Below are 23,034 nucleotides of genomic sequence, written 5' to 3'. Positions count from 1 at the left end.
ATGACGACACCTGTACTCGAAGCCCGCGACGTCACGATGCGCTTCGGCGGCCTCACCGCCGTCCGCTCCGTCGACTTCACGGTCAACGCCGGCGAGATCGTCGGCCTCATCGGCCCCAACGGCGCCGGCAAGACGACGTTCTTCAACTGCCTCACCGGCCTCTACGTCCCGACGGAGGGCACGGTCTCCTACAAGGGCACCGTCCTCCCGCCCAAGCCCCACCTCGTCACCCAGGCCGGCATCGCCCGCACCTTCCAGAACATCCGCCTGTTCGCCAACATGACGGTCCTGGAAAACGTCCTCGTCGGCCGCCACACCCGGACCAAGGAAGGCCTCTGGTCGGCCCTCCTGCGCGGCCCCGGCTTCAAAAAGGCGGAAAAGGCCAGCGAAGAACGCGCCATGGAACTCCTCGAGTTCATCGGCCTCGCCCACAAGCGCGACCACCTGGCCCGCAACCTCCCCTACGGCGAGCAGCGCAAGCTGGAGATCGCGCGGGCCCTGGCCTCCGAACCCGGCCTGCTCCTGCTCGACGAGCCCACGGCAGGCATGAACCCCCAGGAGACCCGCGCCACCGAGGAGTTGGTCTTCGCCATCCGCGACAAGGGCATCGCCGTCCTCCTCATCGAGCACGACATGCGCTTCGTCTTCAACCTGAGCGACCGCGTCGCCGTCCTCGTCCAGGGCGAGAAGCTCGTCGAAGGCACCCCCGACGTCGTCCAGGCCGACGAACGCGTCGTCGCCGCCTACCTCGGCGAACCCTTCGAAGGCGACCCCGGAGAAGCCGAAGCCGCCGAGGTCGAGGCCGCCGAAGCCGCCGCCGACGCGACCAGCACCACCAGCAGCACCAAGGGAGAAGCCAAGTGACCGCACTCCTCGAGGTCGAAGACCTCCGGGTCTCCTACGGCAAGATCGAAGCCGTCAAAGGCATCTCCTTCAGCGTCGAAGCCGGCCAGGTCGTCACCCTCATCGGCACCAACGGCGCCGGCAAGACGACGACCCTGCGCACGCTGTCGGGCCTGCTCAAGCCGACGTCCGGGAAGATCCTCTTCGACGGCAAACCCCTCAACGGAGTCCCCGCCCACAAGATCGTCGCCCTCGGACTCGCCCACTCCCCCGAAGGCCGGCACATCTTCCCCCGCCTCACCATCTTCGAAAACCTCCAGCTCGGTGCCTTCCTGCGGAAGGACAAGGACGGCATCGAAAAGGACATCCAGAAGGCGTACGACCTGTTCCCCATCCTCGGGGAACGCCGCAACCAGGCCGCGGGCACCCTCTCCGGCGGTGAGCAGCAGATGCTCGCCATGGGCCGCGCCCTGATGTCCCAGCCCAAGCTCCTCATGCTCGACGAGCCCTCCATGGGCCTCTCCCCGATCATGATGCAGAAGATCATGGCGACGATCTCCGAGCTGAAGGCCCAGGGCACGACCATCCTCCTCGTCGAACAGAACGCCCAGGCCGCGCTGTCCCTGGCGGACCAGGGCCACGTCATGGAGGTCGGCAACGTCGTCCTGTCCGGGACGGGGCAGGACCTGCTGCACGACGAGTCGGTACGCAAGGCGTACCTGGGCGAGGACTGAGGTCCCGGCCGCATACGAAGAGGCCCGCCTGCCCTCCGTACGGAAGGGAGGCGGGCCTCTTCGTACTGCTCAGCCCTTGTTGGCCTTCTTCTCCTCGGCGTCCTGGATGACCGCCTCCGCGACCTGCTGCATCGACATACGGCGGTCCATCGACGTCTTCTGGATCCACCGGAACGCCGCCGGCTCCGTCAGCCCGTACTCCGTCTGCAGGATCGACTTCGCCCGGTCCACCAGCTTGCGCGTCTCCAGCCGGAGCGTGAGGTCGGCGACCTCCTTCTCCAGCTCCTTCAGCTCCGTGAACCGCGAGACGGCCATCTCGATCGCCGGGACGACGTCCGTCTTGCTGAACGGCTTCACCAGGTACGCCATGGCACCGGCGTCCCGCGCACGCTCCACGAGGTCGCGCTGCGAGAACGCGGTCAGCATCAGCACCGGCGCGATGCTCTCCTCGGCGATCTTCTCCGCCGCGGAGATGCCGTCGAGCTTCGGCATCTTCACGTCCAGGATCACCAGGTCGGGGCGGTGCTCACGGGCCAGCTCCACGGCCTGCTCACCATCACCGGCCTCACCGACGACGGTGTAGCCCTCCTCCTCCAGCATCTCTTTGAGATCGAGCCGGATCAGGGCCTCGTCCTCGGCGATGACGACCCGCGTCGTCATCGGAGGCACGTGCGACTTGTCCTCATCAGGCACGTCAACAGGCTGGGGCGACTCGGGGGCGCTCACGTGGGCTCCTTGGTAGGGGCAGGCCGGTACTGCTCCCAAGAGCGTACCTAGCTGAAGTCGGCAGCACTTACCGGGTACACTCCCGATCAGTGCTGTCGCCGGGTTGGCGGAACAGGCAGACGCTGATGTCTCAAACACATCTGTCCGAGAGGACGTGCGGGTTCGAGTCCCGCACCCGGCACCACAAGTAAAGCGGAGGATCACGTTCGCGTGGTTCTCCGCTTTTTGCTGCCCACCGTCGCGATCAGTGACGCACCGTGTCCGTATGAACGTTCACAGTACTGAGGTGCGACTGACGGCCGTCACACTGCTGCGCGCCGGCGCGAAAAACGCAGATGTCGCCCGCAGCCTGAAGGTGCCCGCAGGGACGATCGGCTACTGGAAGCACCTGGACCTGGCACGACGCGGCGAGTCCCCCGGCAGGCACGACCCGAAGTGTCCCCGCTGCGACGGGAGGGGGCTCGACGAGCCCGCATACTCCTATCTGCTCGGCCTCTACCTCGGCGACGGCCACATCAGCCACTACTCCGAGCACCGCGTGCCCAACCTCATGATCACCTGCACGGAGGCATGGCCAGGGCTCATGGACGACTGCGAACAGGCCATGCGCGCGGTCTTCCCCGACAATTCCGTCTGCCGTGTCCGCAAGACCGGCTGCCGCAATGTCAAGGTCTACTCGAAGCATCTGCACTGCCTTTTTCCGCAGCACGGCCCCGGCAAGAAGCATGAACGCCGGATCGCCCTCGAACCCTGGCAACAGGCCATCGTCGACGCCCACCCCTGGGAGTTCATCCGCGGGCTCATCCACTCCGACGGCTGCCGGATCACCAACTGGACGACCCGCATGGTCGCCGGTAAGCGCAAGCGCTACGAATACCCGCGCTACTTCTTCTCCAACAAGTCGGACGACATCCGGAGGCTGTTCACGGACGCACTCGACCTGGTCGGAGTCGAGTGGAGCACGCTTGCTCGTGCGAGCGACCCGTTCAACATCTCCATCGCCCGCAAAGCCTCCGTAGCCCTCATGGACGCCCACGTAGGCCCCAAGTACTGACGGCGCCCTACCGCGGGCTGTCGTCCTCTCCGATGTGGTGGACGCGGACCATGTTCGTCGAGCCCGACACCCCGGGCGGGGAGCCGGCCGTGATGACGACCGTGTCGCCCTTGGCGCAGCGGCCGTAGCGGAGGAGGAGTTCGTCCACCTGGTCGACCATCGCGTCCGTCGAGCCGACCTCCGGGCCGAGGAACGTCTCGACGCCCCATGTCAGGGCGAGCTGGGAGCGGGTCGCCTGGTCGGGGGTGAAGGCGAGGAGGGGGATCGGCGAGCGGTAGCGGGAGAGGCGGCGGGCGGTGTCGCCGGACTGGGTGAAGGCGACGAGGAACTTCGCGCCCAGGAAGTCGCCCATTTCTGCCGCCGCCCGGGCCACCGCGCCGCCCTGGGTGCGGGGCTTGTTGCGTTCCGTCAGGGGAGGGAGGCCCTTCGCCAGGATGTCCTCCTCCGCAGCCTCGACGATGCGGGCCATCGTGCGGACCGTTTCGATCGGGTGTTTGCCGACGCTCGTCTCGCCGGAGAGCATCACCGCGTCGGTGCCGTCGATGACGGCGTTGGCGACGTCGGAGGCTTCGGCGCGGGTCGGGCGGGCGTTGTCGATCATGGAGTCGAGCATCTGGGTGGCGACGATGACCGGTTTGGCGTTGCGCTTCGCCAGTTTGATCGCGCGCTTCTGGACGATCGGGACCTGTTCGAGCGGCATTTCGACGCCGAGGTCTCCGCGGGCGACCATGATGCCGTCGAAGGCGGCGACGATGTCGTCGATGTTCTGGACGGCCTGGGGTTTTTCGACTTTGGCGATGACGGGGAGGCGGCGGCCTTCCTCGTCCATGATGCGGTGGACGTCCTGGATGTCGCGGCCGCTGCGGACGAAGGAGAGGGCGATGACGTCGAAGCCGGTGCGCAGGGCCCAGCGGAGGTCGTCCTCGTCCTTTTTCGACAGCGCGGGGACGGAGACGGCGACGCCGGGGAGGTTGAGGCCCTTGTGGTCGGAGATGACGCCGCCTTCGATGACGGTGGTGTGGACGCGGGGGCCGTCGACCTGGGTGACTTCGAGGCAGACTCTGCCGTCGTCGACGAGGACGCGTTCGCCGGGGGTGACGTCGTCGGCGAGGCCGGCGTAGGTGGTGCCGCACATGTGGCCGTCGCCTTCGGTGCCGTCTTCGACGGTGATGGTGAAGGTGTCGCCGCGTTCGAGGAGTACGGGGCCTTCGGTGAAGCGGCCGAGGCGGATTTTCGGGCCTTGAAGATCGGCGAGGAGGCCGACGCTGCGGCCGGTTTCGTCGGCGGCCTTGCGGACCCGGTGGTAGCGCTCCTCGTGTTCGGCGTGTTCGCCGTGGCTGAGGTTGAAGCGGGCTACGTCCATTCCGGCGTCGACCAGGTCTTTGATCTGGTCGTACGAGTCGGTGGCGGGTCCAAGGGTGCAGACGATCTTCGCTCGGCGCATAGGTCCGAGCCTATGAGTTACCGGCGGGTAGAGAATTGGCCGTGCATGACTACTCAACAGACTTTGCGTGAAGTGTTATTGACAAGTGTTGAATTGTGCGGCGGGGTGCTCCGATGAGCACCCCGGGGGAATTCGTTCGCGTATTCGGAATTTCGATTCGTTTCCCCGTGGGGCTTACAGCCGCGGCGGCACCATCGTGAAGCGGGCGTTGATCTGGGCGTGGACGCGCTGGCGTTGGGGTTCGAGGTCGAGGGGTGCGGCGGGGGCGCTTTCGGCGGCGGCGCCGTAGCCGGCGGAGCGCATGCGGCCGGGGGCCTGGGGGTAGGCGGGCGGGCTGCTCTCCGCGCCGATGTCGGCGAGTTCGACGAGGGCGGAGAGGGTGGTGCCGAGCGCCTCGGCGTATTCGCGGGCGCGTTGGACGGCTTCCGTCACGGCTTTCTTGCGGGCTTCGCGGTGGGCGGGTGAGTCGGGGCGCAGGGCCCACCAAGGGCCGTCGACGCGGGTGAGTTCGAGGTCGGCGAGGCGGGTGGTGAGTTCGCCGAGGGCCGTGAAGTCGGTGAGTTCGGCGGTGACGTGGACGCTGCCGTGGTAGGTGCGGACGCGTTCGCCGCGGCCGTGTTTGGTGAGTTCGGGGGTGATGGAGAAGGCGCCGGTCTCCAGTCGTTCGACGGCGTCGCCGTAGGACTTGACGAGGTCGAGGACGACGGCGTTGCGGCGGGTGAGGTCATCGAGGGCGGAGCGGCGGTCGCGGCCGCGGGCGGCGACGGTGATGCCGATGCGGGCGATCTCGGGGTCGACTTCGAGGCGGGCCTCGCCGCGGACGGCGATGCGCGGGGCGTCGGGCGTGCCGTAGGGGACGGCGGGCTGGGTGGCATCTCCGGCGGGCGTGGTCATACGCCCCACTCTGTCATGTCTTGGCTGGCCGGAGGCCTGGAGTCGGTGATCCGAGTCATCTAATCGCAACCTGCCGGGGCTGTTGCTGCCGGTCATGCACGGGTCAGAATCTACGCGCGTTGTCCACGCGCGTTGTTCACAGTTTCCGCGAGGAGTGCCAGCCATGCCGTTGAACCGCCGGAAGTTCCTGGAGAAGTCCGCCGTGACCGGGGCGGGGGTGGCAGTGGCCGGTGCGGTCGGGGCGCCGGGCGCTCAGGCGGCCGAGGCGCGGGACGGCTCGCGGGGACGCGCGAAGCGGTACGCGTTCACCGTGATGGGGACGACGGACCTGCACGGCAACGTCTTCAACTGGGACTACTTCACGGACAAGGAGTTCGACGACAAGGCGCACAACGACGTCGGTCTCGCGAAGGTCTCCACCCTGGTGAACCGGGTCCGTGCGGAGAAGGGCCGCGGCAACACGCTGCTCATCGACGCGGGCGACACCATCCAGGGCACGCAGTTGTCGTACTACTACGCCAAAGTGGACCCGATCACTGCCGAGGGCGGCCCGGTGCATCCGATGGCGCAGGCGATGAACGCCATGGACTACGACGCGGCGGCGCTCGGCAACCACGAGTTCAACTACGGCATCCCGGTGCTGCGGAAGTTCGAGCAGCAGTGCCGTTTCCCGCTGCTGGGCGCCAACGCGCTGGACGCGAAGACGCTGCGCCCGGCGTTCCCGCCGTACAGCATGCACCGGCTGCGCACGCCGTTCGGGCGGGACGTGAAGGTGGCGGTGCTGGGGCTGACCAACCCGGGCATCGCGATCTGGGACAAGGCGAACGTGCAGGGGAAGATGACGTTCCCGGGTCTGGAGGAGCAGGCGGCGAAGTGGGTGCCGAAGCTGCGGTCGATGGGCGCGGACGTCGTGATCGTCTCGGCGCACAGCGGTTCGTCGGGGACGTCGTCCTACGGTGACCAGCTTCCGTACATCGAGAACGCGGCCGGTCTGGTGGCGGAGCAGGTGCCGGGCATCGACGCGATCCTGGTGGGGCACGCGCACACGGAGATCCCCGAGTACTTCGTGACGAACAAGAAGACGGGCAAGCAGGTCGTGCTGTCGGAGCCGCTGAAGTGGGGGCAGCGGCTGACGCTGTTCGACTTCGAGCTGGTCTGGGAGAAGGGCTGCTGGAAGGTCGAGAAGGTCGGCGCGCAGGTCCTGAACTCCAACACCGTGGAGGAGGACCCGGAGATCGTGCGGCTGCTGTCGGACGAGCACGAGAAGGTCGTGGCGTACGTCAACCAGGTCATCGGCACGAACGCGGCGGAGATGACGTCGGCCGAGGCGCCGTACAAGGACGTGCCGATCATCGACCTGATCAACCACATCCAGGCGGACACGGTGAAGCAGGCGCTGGCGGGCACGGAGCACGCCGCGCTGCCGGTGCTGTCGCAGGCGGCGTGCTTCTCGCGCAGTGCCCGGATCCCGGCGGGCGAGGTGACGATCCGGGACGTGGCGGGTCTGTACGTCTTCGAGAACACGCTGGAGGCGCGGCTGATGACGGGCGCGCAGATGAAGGCGTACCTGGAGTACTCGGCGAACTACTTCGTGCAGACGGCGCCGGGTGCCGCGGTGGACCCGGCGAAGCTGACGAACGCGGGCGGGACGCCGGACTACAACTACGACGTGGTGAGCGGTCTGTCGTACGAGATCGACATCGCGAAGCCGGCCGGGTCGCGGGTGACGAACGTGCGGTTCGAGGGGCAGCCGCTGGCGGACGACGCGAAGTTCGTGTTCGCGGTGAACAACTACCGGGCCAACGGCGGCGGGAACTTCCCGCATGTCGCCGCCGCGCCGCTGCTGTGGTCGAACTCGGACGAGATCCGCAACACCATGATCGCCTGGGTGAAGGCGAAGGGGTCGATCGATCCGGCCGAGTTCGCCGCGGTGGACTGGAAGCTCACGCGGGAGGGCACGCCCGTCTTCTAGAGCCTGTCCGGAGCCTCGTCACCTTCGGTCGTCGACGAGCGGCGTCAGGGCCGGTGCCTCGCGGGGCGGCGGCACCTGTTGCCGCTGGGTGAGGCCGAAGGTGGTGAAGGCGGTGCGGCTCGGGAGTCGGTAGGCCTCCCTGCCGGTCAGGGAGTTGAGAATGATCGCGCCGCGCCAGGCGGTGAGGCCGAGGTCGGGTGTGCCGACGCCGTGGGTGTGGGTCTCGGCGTTCTGGACGTACACCGAGCCGGAGACGGACGGGTCGAGGACGAGCCGGTGGTCCTCGTCGACGCGCGGGCGTTCCTGGCTGTCGCGGCGCATGTAGGGGTCGAGGCCGGCGAGGACGCGGTCGAGGGGGCGTTCGCGGTAGCCGGTGGCGAGGACGACGGCGTCGGTGGTGAGGCGGGAGCGGCTGTCCTGGCGGGCGTGTTCCAGGTGCAGTTCGACCTTGGTCGTGGCGACGCGGCCGGCGGTGCGGACGCGGACGCCCGGGGTGAGGACGGCGTCGGGCCAGCCGCCGTGCAGGGTGCGGCGGTAGAGCTCGTCGTGGATGGCGGCGATGGTGCCGGCGTCGATGCCCTTGTGGAGCTGCCACTGTCCGGCGACGAGCCGGTCGCGGGCGGTCTCGGGCAGGGCGTGGAAGTAGCGGGTGTGGTCGGGGGTGAAGTGCTCCAGGCCGAGCTTGGAGTACTCCATGGGGGCGAAGGCCTCGCTGCGGCCGAGCCAGTGCAGTTTCTCGCGTCCGGCGGGCCGGTTGCGGAGCAGGTCGAGGAAGATCTCGGCGCCGGATTGGCCGATGCCGACGACGGTGACGTGTTCGGCGGCGAGGAGGGCGGCGCGGTGGTCGAGGTAGTCGGCGGCGTGCAGGACCGGGACGCCGGGGGCCTCGGCGAGGGGTTTGAGGGGGTCGGGGACGTAGGGCTCGGTGCCGATGCCGAGGACGACGTTGCGGGTGTACGTCCGGCCTAGGGCCTCTGCTTCGCCGTCGGTGTCGAGCTGGGTGAAGTCGACTTCGAACAGGTCGCGTTCGGGGTTCCAGCGGACGGCGTCGACCTGGTGGCCGAAGTGCAGGCCGGGGAGGTTCTCCGCGACCCAGCGGCAGTAGGCGTCGTACTCGGCGCGCTGGATGTGGAAGCGCTCGGCGAAGTAGAAGGGGAAGAGCCGCTCGCGGGACCTGAGCCAGTTGAGGAAGGTCCAGGGGCTGGTGGGGTCGGCGAGGGTGACCAGGTCGGCGAGGAACGGGACCTGGATGGTGGCGCCTTCGATGAGCAGGCCGGGGTGCCAGGCGAAGGCGGGGCGCTGCTCGTAGAAGACGGTGTCGAGGTCGCGCAGGGGCTGGGCGAGCGCGGCGAGGGAGAGGTTGGCGGGGCCGATGCCGACGCCGACGAGATCGCGGGGGGCGTCGGGCTCGTGGTGGGGGTGGGGCGTCGGGGTGGGGTCGGGGGTCGGTGGGGGGTTCATCGGGGGGTGTGTCCTTCCGCGAGTGTCGCTCGGCGCGCTGCCACGAGGTGCAGCAGGGCGGCCAGGTCGTCGGGGCCGGTGACGGGGTTGAGGAGGGTGGCCTTGAGCCAGAGCCGGCCGTCGAGGCGGGCCCGGCCGAGGACGGCGCGGCCGTCGGTGAGGAGTGCGCGGCGTACGGCGGCGACGGTGGTGTCGGGGGCGTCCGCGGGCCGGAACAGGACCGTGCTGATGACGGGCGGGGCGTGCAGTTCGAAGCCGGGGTGTTCGTGGACGAGGGCGGCGAACTCGCGGGCGCGGGCGCACACCTGGTCGACGAGTGTGCCGAGGCCGTGGCGGCCGAGGGTCTTGAGGGTGACGGCGAGTTTGAGGACGTCGGGGCGGCGGGTGGTGCGCAGGGAGCGGCCGAGGAGGTCGGGCAGTCCGGCCTCGGTGTCGTCGGTGGCGTTCAGGTAGTCGGCGCGCTGCCGCAGGGCGGTGAGGTCGTGTGCGTCCCGGACGGCGAGGAGGCCTGCGGCGACCGGTTGCCAGCCGAGTTTGTGCAGGTCGAGGGTGACGGTGTCGGCGGCGTCGAGGCCGGTGAGGCGGGTGCGGTGCCGGTCGCTGAAGAGGAGGCCTCCGCCGTAGGCGGCGTCGATGTGCAGCCGGGCGCCGTGGGCGGTGCAGCGGGCGGCGATCTCGGGCAGGGGGTCGATGTGTCCGGCGTCGGTGGTGCCGGCGGTGGCGGCGACGAGCAGGGGGCCGGGCAGGCGGGTGAGGACCGCGTCGAGCGCGGTGGGGTCGATCGTTCCGTCCGGGGCGGGGACGACGACGGGTTCGGGCAGTCCGAGGAGCCAGGCGGCGCGTGGGAGCGAGTGGTGGGCGTTCGCCCCGACGACGAGCCGTGGGGTGCCGCCGCAGGCCTCCCGGGCGAGGAGCAGGGCGAGTTGGTTGGATTCGGTGCCGCCGGTGGTGATGACGGAGTCGGGGGGTCCGCTCTGTCCGGAGCCGTAGATCTCTCTGGCCAGTGCCGCTGTGACCATCGCCTCCAGTTCCGAGGCGGCCGGGGCCTGGTCCCAGGAGTCCAGGGACGGGTTGAGGGCGGAGGCGGCGAGGTCGGCGGCGGTGGCGACGGCGAGGGGCGGGCAGTGGAGGTGGGCGGCGCACAGGGGGTGGGCCGGGTCGGCGGCGCCCTCGGCGAAGGCGTGGACCAGGGTGCGCAGGGCGTGTGGGTCGCCGTGGTCGGGCAGGACTTCGCCCACGGCTTCCCGCAGGCGCGCGGCGACCGCGTCCGGCCCGCCCGCCGGCAGTGGCCCGCCCCGGATCCGGGCGCCGGTGTCCAGCGCGTCGAGCACGGTGTCGAGCAACGGGCGCAGGGCGTACGGGCCTGCTGGGCCTGAGGCGAGGGGCGGCGTGCTCATGGGCTGTCCTCCGGGGCGCGGGGCGGCACGCCCGAATAGCCCAACGACGGGACCCGGGTGGAGGTACGTCCGTACGGGGAAAACGTGTCGGAGCCGCACGGGTCCGGGACGGGGCGTGGGGTCGCGCCCAGGGCGCCCGTCACCACAGCGCCACCAGGGCGGGGGGGGGTGGCCCCCGGTGGCTCCCCCTACCGACAGCGCCCCGGGGCGGGGCCACCTCCAGGGGCGCCCCCACCCTCGGCACCACCGAGGCGGGGCCTGCGGTCATCGGCGGCGCCCGCAACACACAGCACCCCGAGGCCGGGCCCGGGTCACCCCGGCGCGCCCGCCCCCACAGCGCCCAGGCCCTGCGCGGATCGGCAGGTGAGGCGGCCGGGGTGCCGGGGCTCGGGGTGCGGTCCGTGGCCGTTCGTCCGGGGCGTCAGGTCCTAGGTGTTCTGGGGCTCCTGGTCGGTTCGGCTGCCCTGGACGCGTAGCGCGCGGGACAGGTCGTCGAGTTGGTCGATGAGTTTGCGGCGCAGGGCGGGGACGGGGTCGGCGTCGCGCAGGCACTCCTCGCCGAGGCGGAGGTTGTCCGTGTCGACGGCGTGGGCGGGGAAGGCGTCGCGGCCGACGGCCCCGGCGATGGCGGGGCCGCGGCGGTCGGCGACGGCGACCGCGTCGGCGTAGTAGCGCGGCACGTACTCCCGCACCAGGTCGGCCTGTTCCGGCTGCCAGAAGCCGGCTGCCGTGGCGGTGAAGAGGTAGTTGGACAGCTCGTCGGAGGCGAACATCGCCTCCCAGGCACGGGCCTTGGCCTCCGGGTCGGGCAGGGCGGCCCGGCAGCGGGCGGCGCCCTCCTGGCCGGTGGCGCTCGGGTCGCGGTCGAGTTCGGCGGCGATGGCGGTCTCGTCGGTCGCGCCGAGGACGGCGAGCCGGGCGAGGACGCGCCAGCGCAGCTCGGGGTCGAGCTCCGGGCCGCCGGGGACGGTGCCGTCGGCGAGCCAGGCGGCGATGGTGTCGGGGTGGGCGGCCACGTCGATGCGGTGGCGTACGGCGATCAGGCGCAGGCCGGGGTTGTCGCCGTCCTCGGTGCGGCGGATGAGGTCGCGGCACAGCTCGGAGAGGGTGGCGAGGGCGGCGGGCCGCTCCTCGGGAGTGACGTAGCGGTCGGCGATGTGCGTGGACGCGAAGGCCAGCACGCCCTGGACGATGGCGAGGTCCGTCTCCAGGGGGAGGTGGGCGCGGGCCGTCTCCAGGTAGGCGGCGGGGGCGAGTTCGCCGTCGCGGACGGCGTCCCGCAGGGCGTTCCAGACGACCGCGCGGGTGAGCGGCTCGGGCAGGCCGGACAGGTCCTTGCGGACGGTCTCGAAGGACTCGGGGTCGAAGCGGACCTTGGCGTAGGTGAGGTCGCCGTCGTTGAGGAGGAGCAGGGCCGGCCGCTTGCCGATGGGGTGGGGGGCGCTCTGCGGGAGGTCCAGGTGGAGGCGTTCGCGCAGGACGAGGTGTCCGCCGTCGTCGCCGAGGTCCCGGTCGTACAGGCCGGCGGCGATGCGGTGGGGGCGGCTGCCGGCGCGGTCGACGGTGAGGGCGCAGGTGCCGTGTTCGCCGGGGGCGACGCGCGGGGTGAGGGTGTCGACGCCGGTGGTGCGCAGCCAGGCGTCGGCCCAGGCGTGGACGTCGCGTTCGGTGGCGCTCGCGAGGTTGTCGATGAAGTCGGCGAGGGTGGCGTTGGCGAACTTGTGCCGGGCGAAGTGGGTGTTGATGCCGGCGAGGAAGTCCTTCTCGCCGAGCCAGGCGACCAGTTGCCGCAGGGCGCTGGCGCCCTTGGCGTAGGAGATGCCGTCGAAGTTGAGCAGCGCGGAGGCGGTGTCGTCGACGGCTTCGGGGGCGACGGGGTGGGTGGAGGGGCGCTGGTCGGCGTCGTAGCCCCAGGACTTGCGGGCGACGCCGAAGTCGGTCCAGGTGTCGGTGAAGCGGGTCGCTTCGGTGAGGGTCTGGTAGCCCATGTACTCGGCGAAGGACTCGTTGAGCCAGATGTCGTCCCACCACTTGAGGGTGACGAGGTCGCCGAACCACATGTGGGCCATCTCGTGGGCGATGACCATGGCGCGGGTCTGGCGCTCGGTGTCGGTGACGGCGGAGCGGTAGACGAACTCGTCGCGGAAGGTGACCAGTCCGGGGTTCTCCATGGCGCCGGCGTTGAACTCGGGGACGAACGCCTGGTCGTAGGAGTCGAAGGGGTAGGGCTCGTCGAACTTCTCGTGGTAGCGGTCGTAGCACTGCCGGGTGATCTCGAAGAGTTCGTCGGCGTCCGTGTCCAGGTAAGGGGCCAGGGAGCGGCGGCAGTGGATGCCGAAGGGCAGGCCGCGGTGTTCGGTGCGCACGGAGTGCCAGGGGCCGGCGGCGACGGCGACGAGGTAGGTGGAGATCAGCGGCGTGGGGGCGGCTTGCCAGAGGCCGTTCCCGGTGTGCTCGGTGATGCCGTTGGCGAGGACGGTCCAGTCCTCGGGGGCCTTCACGGACAGTTCGAAGACGGCTTTCAGGTCGGGCTGGTCGAAGGCGGCGAAGACGCGCTGGACGTCGTCCAGGAAGAGCTGTGTGTAGACGTAGGTCGCGCCGTCGGTGGGGTCGGTGAAGCGGTGCATGCCTTCGCCGGTGCGGGAGTAGCGCATGTGGGCGTGGACGCGCAGTTCGTGCTCGCCGGCGGTGAGGTTCTTCAGGGGGAGCCGGTTGCCGTCGAGGGCTTCGGGGTCCAGGGGTTGTCCGTCGAGGGTGACGGAGCGCAGCTCGGCGGGCTTGACCTCGACGAAGGTGTCCCCGTCCGCGCGGGCGCTGAACCTGATCGCGGTGCGGGAGCCGAAGGTGTCGTCGCCGCTGGTCAGGTCGAGTTCGATCGTGTAGCGGTGGACGTCGAGGAGCTCTGCTCGGGTCTGCGCTTCGTCGCGCGTCAGTACGGACATGCAGGACATGCTGCCTGATGGCAGGGGCAAGGCACAGAGGCGGATCGGTACGTGCCCAATGTCCGGTCTATGTGCGGTCTTTTTCGAGCTCCCCGGCGTGCGCCCCCATGGGTCGCTGGGTCGGCACGCGCGCGTCCGGACGGGGCAGGCCGGGGCGCGGGGGGTGCGCGGTGATCTCGGTGTGCTCGCGGACGACGGAGCGCAGCCGGCGCACCTCCCGTTCCAGGGCGAGGTGGCGCCGGTGGGTGTCGAAGAGGTAGCGGACCTTGGTGCGCAGGGCCCAGGGGTCCACGGGTTTGAGGACGAGGTCGGCGACGCCGAGTCCGAAGGCGGCGGTGGTGAGTTCGTGGTCGGCGCCGAAGCCGGTGAGCAGGATGACGGGGATGTGCTGGGTCTGTTCGACGCGCCGCATGTAGCGCACGACCTCCAGTCCGCTGACGCCGGGCATGCGCACGTCGAGCAGGAGCAGGCCGACCTGGCCGCGGAGGACCTGCTTGAGTGCCTCGTCGCCGCTGGTGGCCCGGGCGAGCTGGTAGCCCAGCGGGGCCAGGGCGCTCTCCAGCGCGTACAGCGTGTCCTCGTGGTCGTCGACGATGAGGATCCTGGTATCCGACGGCATGGCCCGGCGCCCCTCCCTCGTGGAGGACCAGAGTAATGCGGGACACTGACGGGCAGTGCTCGTCAGCTGACATGCTGTGCACAGCGCAGCATGCACCGCCCGGGGCGCCGTGTCACCACCCCCGAGGTCAGTTACCGGCGGTCGCGGCGCCGTTGAGTGCCTCGTCGGCGATGCGCTCGTGGTGGCGGATCACCTCGGCGACGATGAAGTTGAGGAATTTCTCCGCGAAGGCCGGGTCCAGTTTGGCGTTCTCGGCGAGGGCGCGCAGCCGGGCGATCTGGCGGGCCTCGCGCGCCGGGTCGGCGGGCGGCAGCTGGTGCCGCGCCTTGAGGAGGCCGACCTGCTGGGTGCACTTGAAGCGCTCGGCGAGCATGTGGACGACGGCGGCGTCGATGTTGTCGATGCTGTCGCGCAGCCGGGCGAGTTCCTCGCGGACGGCGGGGTCGACGTCACCGGTGGCGGTGTTGCTGGTGGTCATGGAGGGTCAGCGTAGAGGGCGGGGGCCGGGCGGCCGCAGGGTGTCTCACGCATCGGCCGGGGCGAGCCGCTTGTGGAAGTAGACGTCCTCGTGGCCTCCGGGCACGCCCTCGATGCGGGCCCGTTCGCGGTAGCCGAGCCGCGGGTAGAAGCCGGGGGCCTGGAAGCTGTACGTGGAGACGATCATGTCGGTGCAGCCGCGCCGGACGGCCTCGGTCTCCGCGGCGCGCATCAGGCGGCTGCCCCAGCCGGCGTGCCGCTGGTCCTCGCGCACCCAGAGCATGTCCACCGAGCACAGGCTGCCCCAGGTCCAGGCGGTGAGGCCGCCGACCAGGTCGCCGGTTGCGTCGGTGGCGCGGACGGAGAGGGGTTCGGTGGGGGCGCCGTCGGCGGCGGCGGTGTTGAAGGCGGTGAGTTCCTCGTCGAGCCGCTTTTCGAGGTCGTCGTCCTGGCCGCCCACCTGGAGCGCGTCGGCCACGGAGCGCTGTTCGCTGGTCACGGCCCGGATTCTGCCAGCGGCCCCGGGGCAGGACGACCGGTTTTCGCCGCGGCGGGGCCGGTCCGGGGCGCGGCGTGGGCTCGTACAGTGGAGTCGGTGAGGGGCGTCTTGGGGGTGAGGCGTGGCCAACGACGGGCCGGTCGAGCACGGCTACCCGCATCTGGAGACGGTGCGGGCCGCGATCACGGCGCTGTACAGGCGGCTGTCGTACGACACGATCCAGACGTTCGCGACCAGCGTGCTCCCGGCCGACGTGGCGTTCGGCGACACCGACGACCTGTATCTGGGGGCGCAGCGGGTGGCGCGGGAGCTGGTGCGGCACTACCGGCTGCCGGACGCGCGGCTGATCGTGAGCTTCCGGGAGATGCGGCACGCGGCGAACGTCGAGCTCGCGGCCGGGCCGGAGTACTTCGTGGAGCTGAACGACCGGTTCCGTACGCATCGGCGGGACATCGGGGCGGCCCTCGCGCACGAGGTGATGCACGTGTACCTGCACCGGCTGGACCTGTCCTTCCCGGGGGTGCGGGACAACGAGATCCTGACGGACACGGCGACGACGTACCTGGGCGCGGGGTGGCTGCTGCTGGACGCGTACCGGGAGGACGGGGCGTCGTCGCAGAAGCTGGGGTATCTCACGCCGGAGGAGTTCGGGTACGTGCTGGCCAAGCGGGCGCTGCTGTTCGGGGAGGACCCGTCGGTGTGGTTCACCAGTCCGCAGGCGTACACGGCGTACGTGAAGGGCAGGGAGCTGGCCCGTCGCGACGGGCAGCAGCCGCCGTTGACCGCGGCGGGGTGGGCGGGGCGGCGGAGGTACGCCAGGGACCGGCGGCACGCGTCGGCGGGGCCGCCGCAGCCGGGGGTGCGGTACGCGTTCTCCCCGGACGGGGGCGGCCGGTTGCGGGTGTCGTTCCCCTGTCCGACGTGTCATCAGCGGATCAGGGTGCCGGTGCGGGGGCGCGTTCGGGCGCGGTGCGCGTTGTGCCGGAGCGTGCTGGAGTGCGATACGTGAGCTGTGCGCCGGGGGGTGTGATGGAGGATGAGGCGCGGTCGGGGCGTGCGCTCATGCCCCGTAGGCGGCCTCCGGCGGTTCGGCCTCGGCCAGCAGCTTCCGTGTGCGCTCCCCCGCCTCCGCCGGAGACCAGCGCCCGCCCTTGTCCGCACTCGGCCCCCGCCGCCACCCGTCCATCACCGTGATCCGGCCCCCCTCCGCCTCGAAGACCCGGCCGGTCACCCCGGCGCTCGCGGCCGAGCCGAGCCAGACCACCAGGGGGGAGACGTTCTCCGGGGCCATCGCGTCGAAGCCCGCGTCGGGGGCGGCCATGGTGTCGGCGAAGGTGTGTTCCGTCATGCGGGTCCGGGCGGCGGGGGCGATCGCGTTGGCCTGGACGCCGTAGCGGCGCAGTTCGGCCGCGGCGACCAGTGTCAGGGCGACGATCCCGGCCTTCGCGGCGCTGTAGTTGCCCTGTCCGACCGAGCCGAGCAGGCCGGCTCCGCTGCTGGTGTTGACGATCCTCGCCTCGGGGCGGCGGCCCGCCTTGGCCTCGGCCCGCCAGTGGGCGGCGGCGTGCTTCAGGGGCAGGAAGTGGCCCTTGAGGTGGACGCGTACGACGGCGTCGAAGTCGTCCTCGTCGAGGTTGACGAGCATGCGGTCGCGCAGGAAGCCCGCGTTGTTGACGAGGGTGTCGAGCCGGCCGTACGTCTCCAGGGCCGTGCGGACGAGTGAGGCGGCGCCCTCGGTGGTGGCGATGTCGCCGCCGTGCGGCACGGCCTCGCCGCCCCGCGCACGGATCTCCTCGGCGACCCGGGCGGCGGGGCCGTCGGGGCCGGGGGTGCCGTCGAGGCCCACGCCGAGGTCGTTGACGACCACCAGCGCTCCCTCGGCCGCGAACGCCAGGGCGTGGGCCCGGCCGAGCCCGCGGCCCGCGCCCGTGACGGCGACGACCCGCCCCTCACAGATTCCGCTCATGTCGGCTCTCCTCGGTCGGCTACCGGCCCAGGGCTGGCGTTCGCCGCGTCCAGGAACGCCGGCCGCTCTCCGCCCCCGTGCACGAGCAGGCTCGCCCCGCTGATGTACGCGGCGGCGTCGGACGCCAGGAACACCGCCGCCGCGCCCACGTCGGACGGCTCGGCGAGACGGCCCAGCGGGACCGTGCGGGAGACGGCGGTGATGCCGTCCCGGTCGCCGTAGTGGAGGTGGGACAGTTCGGTGCGGACCATGCCCACGACGAGGGTGTTGACCCGGATGTCGGGCGCCCACTCCGCCGCCATCGAGCGGGCGAGGTGCTCCAGGCCCGCCTTGGCGGCGCCGTAGGCGGCGGTGCCGGGTGAGGGGCGGCTGCCGCTGACGCTGCCGATCATGACGATCGCCCCCCGGGCGCGCCGGAGGTGCTCGTACGCGGCGAGGGACACGGTCAGCGGGGCGAGGAGGTTGAGTTCGACCACGCGCGCGTGCCGGTCCGGCCCGGCCTCGGTGAGCAGGCGTGGGGGTGCGCCGCCCGCGTTGTTGACGAGGACGTCCAGCCGCGGCAGAGCGGTGAAGAAGCGCCGGCCGGCCTCGGCGTCCCGGACGTCCAGCGGCATGAACTCGGTCCCGGGGGCCGGGACGTCCGGGGGGCGGCGGGCGCAGACGACGACCCGGGCGCCGGCCCGGGCGAAGGCGCGTGCGATGCCGGCGCCGACGCCCCGGGTCCCGCCCGTGATGACGGCGACCTTCCCGTCCAGGTCCATCCGCTGCTACCTTCCACCTAACAAACGTTTGGTGGAAAGGTAGCTGATGCGGCCATGGGTGTCTCCACCTCGTGCGGGGAAAAGGGCATCGCCGTCGTCACGGTCGACGTCCCGCCGGTGAACGCCCTGCCGGTGGCCGGCTGGTCCGCGCTGGCCGACGCGGTGCGCGCGGCGGGGCGCGACCCGGAGGTCCGGTGCGTGGTGCTGGCGGCCGAGGGGCGCGGGTTCAACGCGGGCGTGGACATCAAGGAGCTCCAGCGGGACGGCAACAGCGCGCTGATCGGCGTCAACCACGCCTGCGCGGAGGCCTTCGCGGCGGTGTACGAGTGCGAGGTGCCGGTCGTGGCGGCGGTGCAGGGTTTCTGCCTGGGCGGCGGCATCGGCCTGGTGGGGAACGCGGACGCGATCGTGGCGAGCGAGGACGCGGTGTTCGGGCTGCCGGAGCTGGACCGGGGCGCCCTGGGCGCGGCCACGCATCTGGCCCGGCTGGTCCCGCAGCACCTGATGCGGGCCCTGTACTACACGGCGCGCACGGCGAGCGCGGCCGAGCTGCACGCGCACGGCTCGGTGTGGCGGGTGGTGCCGCGCGGGGAGCTGCGCGCGGCGGCCCTGGAGCTGGCCCGGGAGATCGCCGCCAAGGACGGCCGGCTGCTCCGCCTGGCGAAGGCCGCGCTCAACGGCATCGACCCGGTGGACGTGCGCCGCAGTTACCGCTTCGAGCAGGGCTTCACCTTCGAGGCGGGCCTGAGCGGAGTGGGCGAGCGGGTGCGGGCCGGCTTCGGGAAGGAGGGGCGTAGGTGAGCGACAAGACGATGACCGCCGACGAGGTCGTCTCCCGGCTGCGCAGCGGCATGACCCTCGGCATCGGCGGCTGGGGTTCGCGCCGCAAGCCGATGGCCCTGGTGAGAGCGGTGCTCCGGTCGGAGATCACCGATCTCACCGTGGTCTCCTACGGCGGCCCGGACGTGGGCCTGCTGGCCGCGGCCGGGCGGATCCGGCGACTGGTCACGGCCTTCGTCACCCTCGACTCGATCCCCCTGGAGCCGCATTACCGCGCGGCCCGCGAGCGGGGCGCCTTCGCGCTGACGGAGGTCGACGAGGCGATGTTCATGTGGGGGCTGCACGCGGCGGCGAACCGGCTGCCGTTCCTGCCGGTGCGGGCGGGGCTCGGCTCGGACGTGATGCGGGTCAACCCGGACCTGCGGACGGTCACCTCGCCGTACGAGGACGGGGAGACGTTCGTGGCGATGCCCGCCCTGCGGCTCGACGCCGCCCTGGTGCACGTCAACCGCGCCGACCGGTCGGGCAACGGGCAGTACCTGGGCCCCGACCCGTACTTCGACGACCTGTTCTGCGCGGCGGCCGACACGGCGTACATGAGCTGCGAGCGGATCGTCGACACGGCGGAGCTGACGAAGGACGCCCCGCCCCAGACGCTGCTGATCAAGCGGCACACGGTCACCGGTGTCGTCGAGGCCCCGAACGGCGCGCACTTCACGTCCTGCGCGCCCGACTACGGCCGGGACGAGGCCTTCCAGCGGACGTACGCGACCACCCCCTGGCCGGAGTTCGCGGCCCGGTTCCTCGCCGGGGACGAGCGGGCGTACCAGTCGGCCGTCCGGGAGGGGTCATGACGGGGGCCACCCGCGCCGAGTACTGCGTGATCGCCTGCGCCGAGGCCTGGCGGGGCGACGGCGAGGTGCTCGCCAGTCCCATGGGCCTGATCCCGTCCCTCGGCGCCCGGCTGGCCCGGCTCACCTTCGCGCCGGACCTGCTGCTGACCGACGGCGAGGCGCTGCTCGTCCGCCCGGACGGGACACCGGAGGGCTGGCTGCCCTACCGGCAGCATCTGGCCCTGGTCACCGGCGGGCGGCGGCACGTGATGATGGGCGCGAGCCAGCTCGACCGGTTCGGCAACCAGAACATCTCCTGCATCGGCGACTGGCAGCGGCCCCGGCGGCAGCTGCTCGGGGTGCGCGGCGCCCCCGTCAACACCCTCAACAACCCGACCAGTTACTGGATCCCGAGGCACTCCCGGCGCGTGTTCGTCGAGCGGGTCGACCTGGTCTGCGGCGTCGGGTACGACCGTGCGGCCGGGGCGCGGTACCACCGCATCCCGCGGGTCGTCACCGACCTGGGCGTCTTCGACTTCGCCACCTCCGACCGGTCGATGCGGTTGGCGTCGCTGCACCCGGGGGTCACGCCGGAGCAGGTCAGTCAGGCCACGGGCTTCGAGCTGACCGTCCCGGACGAGGTGCCGGCCACCCGTGAACCGACCGCCGAGGAGCTGCGGCTGATCCGGGAGGTCCTGGACCCGGCCGGCGCCCGGGCCCGGGAGGTCGCCGCGTGAGGGAAACGGCCCTGGCCTCGGGCTCGGAGGTCGTCGCGTGAAAGAAACGGCCCTGACCCGGCTCGTCGGTGTCCGCCATCCGATCGTGCAGACCGGCATGGGCTGGGTGGCGGGCCCCCGCCTGGTCTCCGCCACGGCGAACGCGGGCGCCCTCGGCATCCTGGCCTCCGCGACGATGACGCCCGACCAGCTGCGGGCGGCCGTCCGGGAGGTCCGGGCGCGCACCGACGCGCCGTTCGGGGTGAACCTGCGCGCCGACGCCGCCGACGCGGGCGAGCGGGTGCGGATCCTCGTCGAGGAGGGCGTCCGGGTCGCCTCCTTCGCCCTGGCCCCGTCCCGGGAGCTGATCGCCGAGCTCAAGGAGGCGGGCGTGGTGGTCATGCCGACCGTGGGGGCGCGGCGGCATGCGGAGAAGGTCGCGGCGTGGGGCGCGGACGCGGTGGTCGTGCAGGGCGCGGAGGGCGGCGGGCACACCGGGGAGGTGGCCACGACCGTGCTGCTGCCGCAGGTGGTGGACGCGGTGCGGATCCCGGTCGTCGCGGCGGGCGGGTTCTTCGACGGGCGCGGGCTGGTCGCGGCGCTGGCCTACGGGGCGGCGGGCGTCGCCATGGGCACGCGCTTCCTGCTGACGTCGGACTCGACCGTGCCGGACGCGGTGAAGGCGCGGTATCTGGCGGCGACCGTGCGGGAGGTGACGGTGACCAGGGCGGTGGACGGGCTGCCGCACCGCATGCTGCGGACGGAGCTGGTGGACGCGCTGGAGCGCTCCGGTCGGGGCCGGGCACTGGTGCGGGCGGTGCGGCACGCGTCCGGCTTCCGCGGGCTGTCGGGGCTGACCTGGCGTCGCATGATCCGTGACGGGCTCGCGCTGAAGCACGGCAAGGACCTGTCCTGGAGTCAGGTGCTGCTCGCCGCGAACACGCCGATGCTGCTGAGGGCCGCGATGGTGGACGGCCGTACGGATCTGGGTGTGATGGCGTCCGGGCAGGTCGCCGGGGTGATCGACGACCTGCCGTCGTGCGCGGAGCTGGTGGGGCGGATCATGGCGGAGGCCGACGGGACGCTGGCGCGGCTCAGAGCCGTTCGATGATCGTCACGTTGGCCTGGCCGCCGCCCTCGCACATGGTCTGCAGGCCGAACCGGCCGCCGGTGCGCTCCAGTTCGTGCAGCAGCGTGGTCATCAGCTTCACGCCCGTGGCGCCGAGGGGGTGGCCCAGGGCGATGGCCCCGCCGTTGACGTTGACCCGCTCCGGGTCGGCGCCGGTCTCCTTCAGCCAGGCCAGGACGACCGGCGCGAAGGCCTCGTTGATCTCGACGAGGTCGATGTCGTCGATGCTCATGCCGGTCTTCTTCAGGGCGTGGGCGGTGGCCGGGATGGGGGCGGTGAGCATGCGGATCGGGTCCTCGCCGCGCACGGACAGATGGTGCACACGCGCGCGGGGCGTGAGCCCGTGGTCGCGCACGGCCCGCTCGGAGGCCAGCAGCATCGCCGCCGCCCCGTCGGAGACCTGCGAGGAGCAGGCGGCGGTGATCGTGCCGCCGTCGAGGACCGGCTTGAGCGCGGCCATCTTCTCCAGGGAGGTGTCCCGGCGGGGGCCCTCATCGGCCGTGACGTCCCCGTAGGGCACGGTCTCACGGGCGAAGCGGCCCTCGTCGATCGCCCGCAGCGCCCGCCGGTGGGAGCGCAGGGCGAACTCCTCCTGGTCCGGCCGGCTGGTGCCCCACTTCGCGGCGATCATCTCGGCGCCCACGAACTGGTTGACGGGCTTGTCCCCGTACCGGGCCCGCCAGCCCGCGCTGCCCGCGAACGGGCCCTGGGTGAGCCCCAGCGGCTCGGCGGCCTGCCGGGTGGCGAAGGCGATGGGGATCATCGACATGTTCTGCACGCCGCCCGCCACCACCAGGTCCTGCGTGCCGGACAGCACGGCCTGGGCCGCGAAGTGCACGGCCTGCTGCGAGGAACCGCACTGCCGGTCGACCGTGACGCCCGGCACCTCCTCGGGGAGCCCGGCCGCCAGCCAGCAGGTCCGCGCGATGTCCCCGGCCTGCGGCCCCACCGCGTCCAGACAGCCGAGGACGACGTCCTCCACGGCGGCCGGGTCGGCGCCCGAGCGGCTCATCAGCTCCCGGAGCACATGGGCGCCGAGGTCGGCCGGGTGGACCGCGCTCAGCCCTCCCCCGCGCCGCCCGACGGGCGTCCGGACCGCTTCGACGATGTAGGCCTCGGCCATGGCAACTCCCTGATGAGTGGGGGTTATTCGCGTACGGCGATCCCGTCCAGCACCATCGACAGGTACTGCCGGGCGATCTCGTCCGGGCTGTGCTGTCCGCCCGGCCGGTACCAGGAGGCGGCCACCCACACCGTGTCGCGCACGAACCGGTAGGTGAGCCGGACGTCCAGGTCGGCGCGGAAGGCCCGCTCGGCGACGCCGCGCTCCAGCGTGGACAGCCAGGCCTCCTCGAACCTGCGCTGCGACTCGGCGAGGAACGCGAACCGCTCCTGCGCCACCAGCTGCCGGCTCTCCTTCTGGTAGATCGCGACGGCCGCGCGGTGCCGGTCGATCTCCCGGAACGACTCGGTGACCAGGGCCTGCAGCGTCTCGCGGGGTCCCAGTTCGGCGCCCAGGACGGTGTCGTAGCCGTCCCACAGCTCGTCGAGGAAGGTGCGCAGGATCTCCTCCAGCATCGACTCCTTGGAGTCGAAGTGGTAGTAGAGGCTGCCGGCGAGCATGCCCGCGTGGTCCGCGATCTTGCGGACGGTGGTGGCGTTGTAGCCCTGCTCGGCGAAGACCTCGGCGGCGGTGGAGAGGAGTTCGCCGCGGCGGTCGCCGGGGGTGGCGGTCGCGGCGGGCTCGACTGCGGTCACCTGGGGTTTCTTCTTCGTAGGAGGCACGG

General features: G+C 71.6%; 22 protein-coding genes and 1 tRNA gene. 10 read left to right on the top strand and 13 right to left on the bottom strand.

What is annotated here, in order from left to right:
* Positions 1 to 864 (top strand): ABC transporter ATP-binding protein, encoded by an 864-nt coding sequence (locus ABZ386_RS04465; RefSeq protein WP_114251467.1) that lies wholly within the window; start codon positions 1 to 3, stop codon positions 862 to 864.
* The gene (locus ABZ386_RS04460; RefSeq protein ID WP_351331738.1) at positions 861 to 1,577 is read left to right on the top strand and encodes an ABC transporter ATP-binding protein; all 717 of its coding nucleotides are present in this window, start codon (positions 861 to 863) and stop codon (positions 1,575 to 1,577) included. The genes ABZ386_RS04465 and ABZ386_RS04460 overlap by 4 nt, the downstream gene beginning before the upstream one ends.
* 69 nt (positions 1,578 to 1,646) lie before the next feature.
* Here the strand turns inward: ABZ386_RS04460 and ABZ386_RS04455 are convergent, their stop codons facing one another.
* Positions 1,647 to 2,303 carry a response regulator gene (locus ABZ386_RS04455; protein WP_031115650.1) on the bottom strand — a complete coding sequence of 219 codons (657 nt, stop codon included), beginning with the start codon at positions 2,301 to 2,303 and terminating at the stop codon, positions 1,647 to 1,649.
* A gap of 97 nt (positions 2,304 to 2,400) precedes the next feature.
* Between ABZ386_RS04455 and ABZ386_RS04450 the strand changes: the two genes are divergently transcribed.
* Positions 2,401 to 2,487, top strand: a tRNA-Leu gene (locus ABZ386_RS04450).
* Between the two features lie 81 nt (positions 2,488 to 2,568).
* A complete protein-coding gene (locus ABZ386_RS04445; protein WP_355713905.1) occupies positions 2,569 to 3,357 on the top strand; it encodes a helix-turn-helix domain-containing protein in 789 nt (262 codons plus the stop codon).
* A gap of 7 nt (positions 3,358 to 3,364) precedes the next feature.
* On the opposite strand, the gene pyk is transcribed toward ABZ386_RS04445, so the two are convergent.
* Positions 3,365 to 4,801, bottom strand: a complete 1,437-nt coding sequence (gene pyk / locus ABZ386_RS04440; protein ID WP_351331743.1) for a pyruvate kinase — start codon at positions 4,799 to 4,801, stop codon at positions 3,365 to 3,367.
* A gap of 174 nt (positions 4,802 to 4,975) precedes the next feature.
* Positions 4,976 to 5,695, bottom strand: a complete 720-nt coding sequence (locus ABZ386_RS04435; protein WP_351331745.1) for an SIMPL domain-containing protein — start codon at positions 5,693 to 5,695, stop codon at positions 4,976 to 4,978.
* A 163-nt stretch (positions 5,696 to 5,858) separates the two neighbouring features.
* Here ABZ386_RS04435 and ABZ386_RS04430 point away from each other — a divergent pair, with 163 nt between their 5' ends.
* The gene (locus ABZ386_RS04430; protein ID WP_355713900.1) at positions 5,859 to 7,667 is read left to right on the top strand and encodes a 5'-nucleotidase C-terminal domain-containing protein; all 1,809 of its coding nucleotides are present in this window, start codon (positions 5,859 to 5,861) and stop codon (positions 7,665 to 7,667) included.
* Between the two features lie 18 nt (positions 7,668 to 7,685).
* Here the strand turns inward: ABZ386_RS04430 and ABZ386_RS04425 are convergent, their stop codons facing one another.
* The 6 genes from ABZ386_RS04425 to ABZ386_RS04400 all read right to left on the bottom strand — a co-directional run bounded on the left by ABZ386_RS04425 (position 7,686) and on the right by ABZ386_RS04400 (position 15,062).
* Positions 7,686 to 9,128 (bottom strand): SidA/IucD/PvdA family monooxygenase, encoded by a 1,443-nt coding sequence (locus ABZ386_RS04425; protein ID WP_351331749.1) that lies wholly within the window; start codon positions 9,126 to 9,128, stop codon positions 7,686 to 7,688.
* Entirely contained in the window at positions 9,125 to 10,525 is a 1,401-nt protein-coding gene (locus tag ABZ386_RS04420) for an aminotransferase class V-fold PLP-dependent enzyme (protein ID WP_356669802.1), read from the bottom strand. The genes ABZ386_RS04425 and ABZ386_RS04420 overlap by 4 nt, the downstream gene beginning before the upstream one ends.
* Positions 10,526 to 10,953: 428 nt before the next feature.
* Complete coding sequence (gene pepN, locus ABZ386_RS04415) at positions 10,954 to 13,467, bottom strand: aminopeptidase N (protein ID WP_358963552.1); 2,514 nt, start codon at positions 13,465 to 13,467, stop codon at positions 10,954 to 10,956.
* A gap of 67 nt (positions 13,468 to 13,534) precedes the next feature.
* Complete coding sequence (locus tag ABZ386_RS04410) at positions 13,535 to 14,086, bottom strand: response regulator (RefSeq protein WP_355713889.1); 552 nt, start codon at positions 14,084 to 14,086, stop codon at positions 13,535 to 13,537.
* A gap of 127 nt (positions 14,087 to 14,213) precedes the next feature.
* Entirely contained in the window at positions 14,214 to 14,564 is a 351-nt protein-coding gene (locus tag ABZ386_RS04405) for a chorismate mutase (protein WP_351331754.1), read from the bottom strand.
* Between the two features lie 45 nt (positions 14,565 to 14,609).
* Positions 14,610 to 15,062 carry a GNAT family N-acetyltransferase gene (locus ABZ386_RS04400; RefSeq protein WP_351331756.1) on the bottom strand — a complete coding sequence of 151 codons (453 nt, stop codon included), beginning with the start codon at positions 15,060 to 15,062 and terminating at the stop codon, positions 14,610 to 14,612.
* 121 nt (positions 15,063 to 15,183) lie between these two features.
* Between ABZ386_RS04400 and ABZ386_RS04395 the strand changes: the two genes are divergently transcribed.
* Complete coding sequence (locus ABZ386_RS04395) at positions 15,184 to 16,071, top strand: hypothetical protein (protein WP_355713883.1); 888 nt, start codon at positions 15,184 to 15,186, stop codon at positions 16,069 to 16,071.
* A 51-nt stretch (positions 16,072 to 16,122) separates the two neighbouring features.
* Here the strand turns inward: ABZ386_RS04395 and ABZ386_RS04390 are convergent, their stop codons facing one another.
* The gene (locus ABZ386_RS04390; RefSeq protein ID WP_358963549.1) at positions 16,123 to 17,028 is read right to left on the bottom strand and encodes an SDR family oxidoreductase; all 906 of its coding nucleotides are present in this window, start codon (positions 17,026 to 17,028) and stop codon (positions 16,123 to 16,125) included.
* Positions 17,025 to 17,789 carry an SDR family oxidoreductase gene (locus ABZ386_RS04385; RefSeq protein WP_356618412.1) on the bottom strand — a complete coding sequence of 255 codons (765 nt, stop codon included), beginning with the start codon at positions 17,787 to 17,789 and terminating at the stop codon, positions 17,025 to 17,027. The genes ABZ386_RS04390 and ABZ386_RS04385 overlap by 4 nt, the downstream gene beginning before the upstream one ends.
* A 54-nt stretch (positions 17,790 to 17,843) precedes the next feature.
* On the opposite strand from ABZ386_RS04385, the gene ABZ386_RS04380 reads away from it, so the two are divergent.
* The 4 genes from ABZ386_RS04380 to ABZ386_RS04365 are packed head-to-tail and all read left to right on the top strand — an operon-like array spanning position 17,844 to position 21,229.
* Entirely contained in the window at positions 17,844 to 18,590 is a 747-nt protein-coding gene (locus ABZ386_RS04380) for an enoyl-CoA hydratase family protein (protein ID WP_358963547.1), read from the top strand.
* The gene (locus tag ABZ386_RS04375) at positions 18,587 to 19,423 is read left to right on the top strand and encodes a CoA-transferase (RefSeq protein WP_351331766.1); all 837 of its coding nucleotides are present in this window, start codon (positions 18,587 to 18,589) and stop codon (positions 19,421 to 19,423) included. The genes ABZ386_RS04380 and ABZ386_RS04375 overlap by 4 nt, the downstream gene beginning before the upstream one ends.
* Positions 19,420 to 20,139 (top strand): CoA-transferase, encoded by a 720-nt coding sequence (locus ABZ386_RS04370; RefSeq protein ID WP_355713870.1) that lies wholly within the window; start codon positions 19,420 to 19,422, stop codon positions 20,137 to 20,139. Before ABZ386_RS04375 ends, ABZ386_RS04370 begins: the two co-directional genes overlap by 4 nt.
* A 37-nt stretch (positions 20,140 to 20,176) precedes the next feature.
* Positions 20,177 to 21,229, top strand: coding sequence for a nitronate monooxygenase (locus ABZ386_RS04365; protein WP_356671122.1), 1,053 nt, complete (start codon positions 20,177 to 20,179; stop codon positions 21,227 to 21,229).
* Here the strand turns inward: ABZ386_RS04365 and ABZ386_RS04360 are convergent.
* Positions 21,213 to 22,370: an acetyl-CoA C-acetyltransferase gene (locus ABZ386_RS04360; protein WP_358963544.1), complete on the bottom strand. Its 1,158-nt coding sequence runs from the start codon at positions 22,368 to 22,370 to the stop codon at positions 21,213 to 21,215. The two genes, ABZ386_RS04365 and ABZ386_RS04360, sit on opposite strands and share 17 nt — an antisense overlap.
* Before the next feature lie 23 nt (positions 22,371 to 22,393).
* Positions 22,394 to 23,005, bottom strand: coding sequence for a TetR/AcrR family transcriptional regulator (locus ABZ386_RS04355; protein WP_356501307.1), 612 nt, complete (start codon positions 23,003 to 23,005; stop codon positions 22,394 to 22,396).
* Positions 23,006 to 23,034 lie beyond the last annotated feature (29 nt).

Origin of the sequence: Streptomyces sp. NPDC006140 (assembly GCF_040628815.1) — a bacterium.
GTDB lineage: Bacteria > Actinomycetota > Actinomycetes > Streptomycetales > Streptomycetaceae > Streptomyces.
Note: the sequence above shows the minus strand (reverse complement) of the source record. Positions and strands in the feature narration are given on the sequence as shown.

Excerpts from the sequence above, each read along its gene's own strand:
- ABZ386_RS04380 (WP_358963547.1), top strand. The coding sequence starts at position 17,844 with ATGGGTGTCTCCACCTCGTGCGGGGAAAAGGGCATCGCCGTCGTCACG.
- ABZ386_RS04420 (WP_356669802.1), bottom strand. The coding sequence starts at position 10,525 with ATGAGCACGCCGCCCCTCGCCTCAGGCCCAGCAGGCCCGTACGCCCTG.
- pyk (WP_351331743.1), bottom strand. The coding sequence starts at position 4,801 with ATGCGCCGAGCGAAGATCGTCTGCACCCTTGGACCCGCCACCGACTCG.
- ABZ386_RS04385 (WP_356618412.1), bottom strand. The coding sequence starts at position 17,789 with ATGGACCTGGACGGGAAGGTCGCCGTCATCACGGGCGGGACCCGGGGC.
- ABZ386_RS04370 (WP_355713870.1), top strand. The coding sequence starts at position 19,420 with ATGACGGGGGCCACCCGCGCCGAGTACTGCGTGATCGCCTGCGCCGAG.
- ABZ386_RS04390 (WP_358963549.1), bottom strand. The coding sequence starts at position 17,028 with ATGAGCGGAATCTGTGAGGGGCGGGTCGTCGCCGTCACGGGCGCGGGC.
- pepN (WP_358963552.1), bottom strand. The coding sequence starts at position 13,467 with ATGTCCGTACTGACGCGCGACGAAGCGCAGACCCGAGCAGAGCTCCTC.
- ABZ386_RS04435 (WP_351331745.1), bottom strand. The coding sequence starts at position 5,695 with ATGACCACGCCCGCCGGAGATGCCACCCAGCCCGCCGTCCCCTACGGC.
- ABZ386_RS04465 (WP_114251467.1), top strand. The coding sequence starts at position 1 with ATGACGACACCTGTACTCGAAGCCCGCGACGTCACGATGCGCTTCGGC.
- ABZ386_RS04360 (WP_358963544.1), bottom strand. The coding sequence starts at position 22,370 with ATGGCCGAGGCCTACATCGTCGAAGCGGTCCGGACGCCCGTCGGGCGG.
- ABZ386_RS04405 (WP_351331754.1), bottom strand. The coding sequence starts at position 14,564 with ATGACCACCAGCAACACCGCCACCGGTGACGTCGACCCCGCCGTCCGC.
- ABZ386_RS04425 (WP_351331749.1), bottom strand. The coding sequence starts at position 9,128 with ATGAACCCCCCACCGACCCCCGACCCCACCCCGACGCCCCACCCCCAC.
- ABZ386_RS04445 (WP_355713905.1), top strand. The coding sequence starts at position 2,569 with ATGAACGTTCACAGTACTGAGGTGCGACTGACGGCCGTCACACTGCTG.
- ABZ386_RS04410 (WP_355713889.1), bottom strand. The coding sequence starts at position 14,086 with ATGCCGTCGGATACCAGGATCCTCATCGTCGACGACCACGAGGACACG.
- ABZ386_RS04430 (WP_355713900.1), top strand. The coding sequence starts at position 5,859 with ATGCCGTTGAACCGCCGGAAGTTCCTGGAGAAGTCCGCCGTGACCGGG.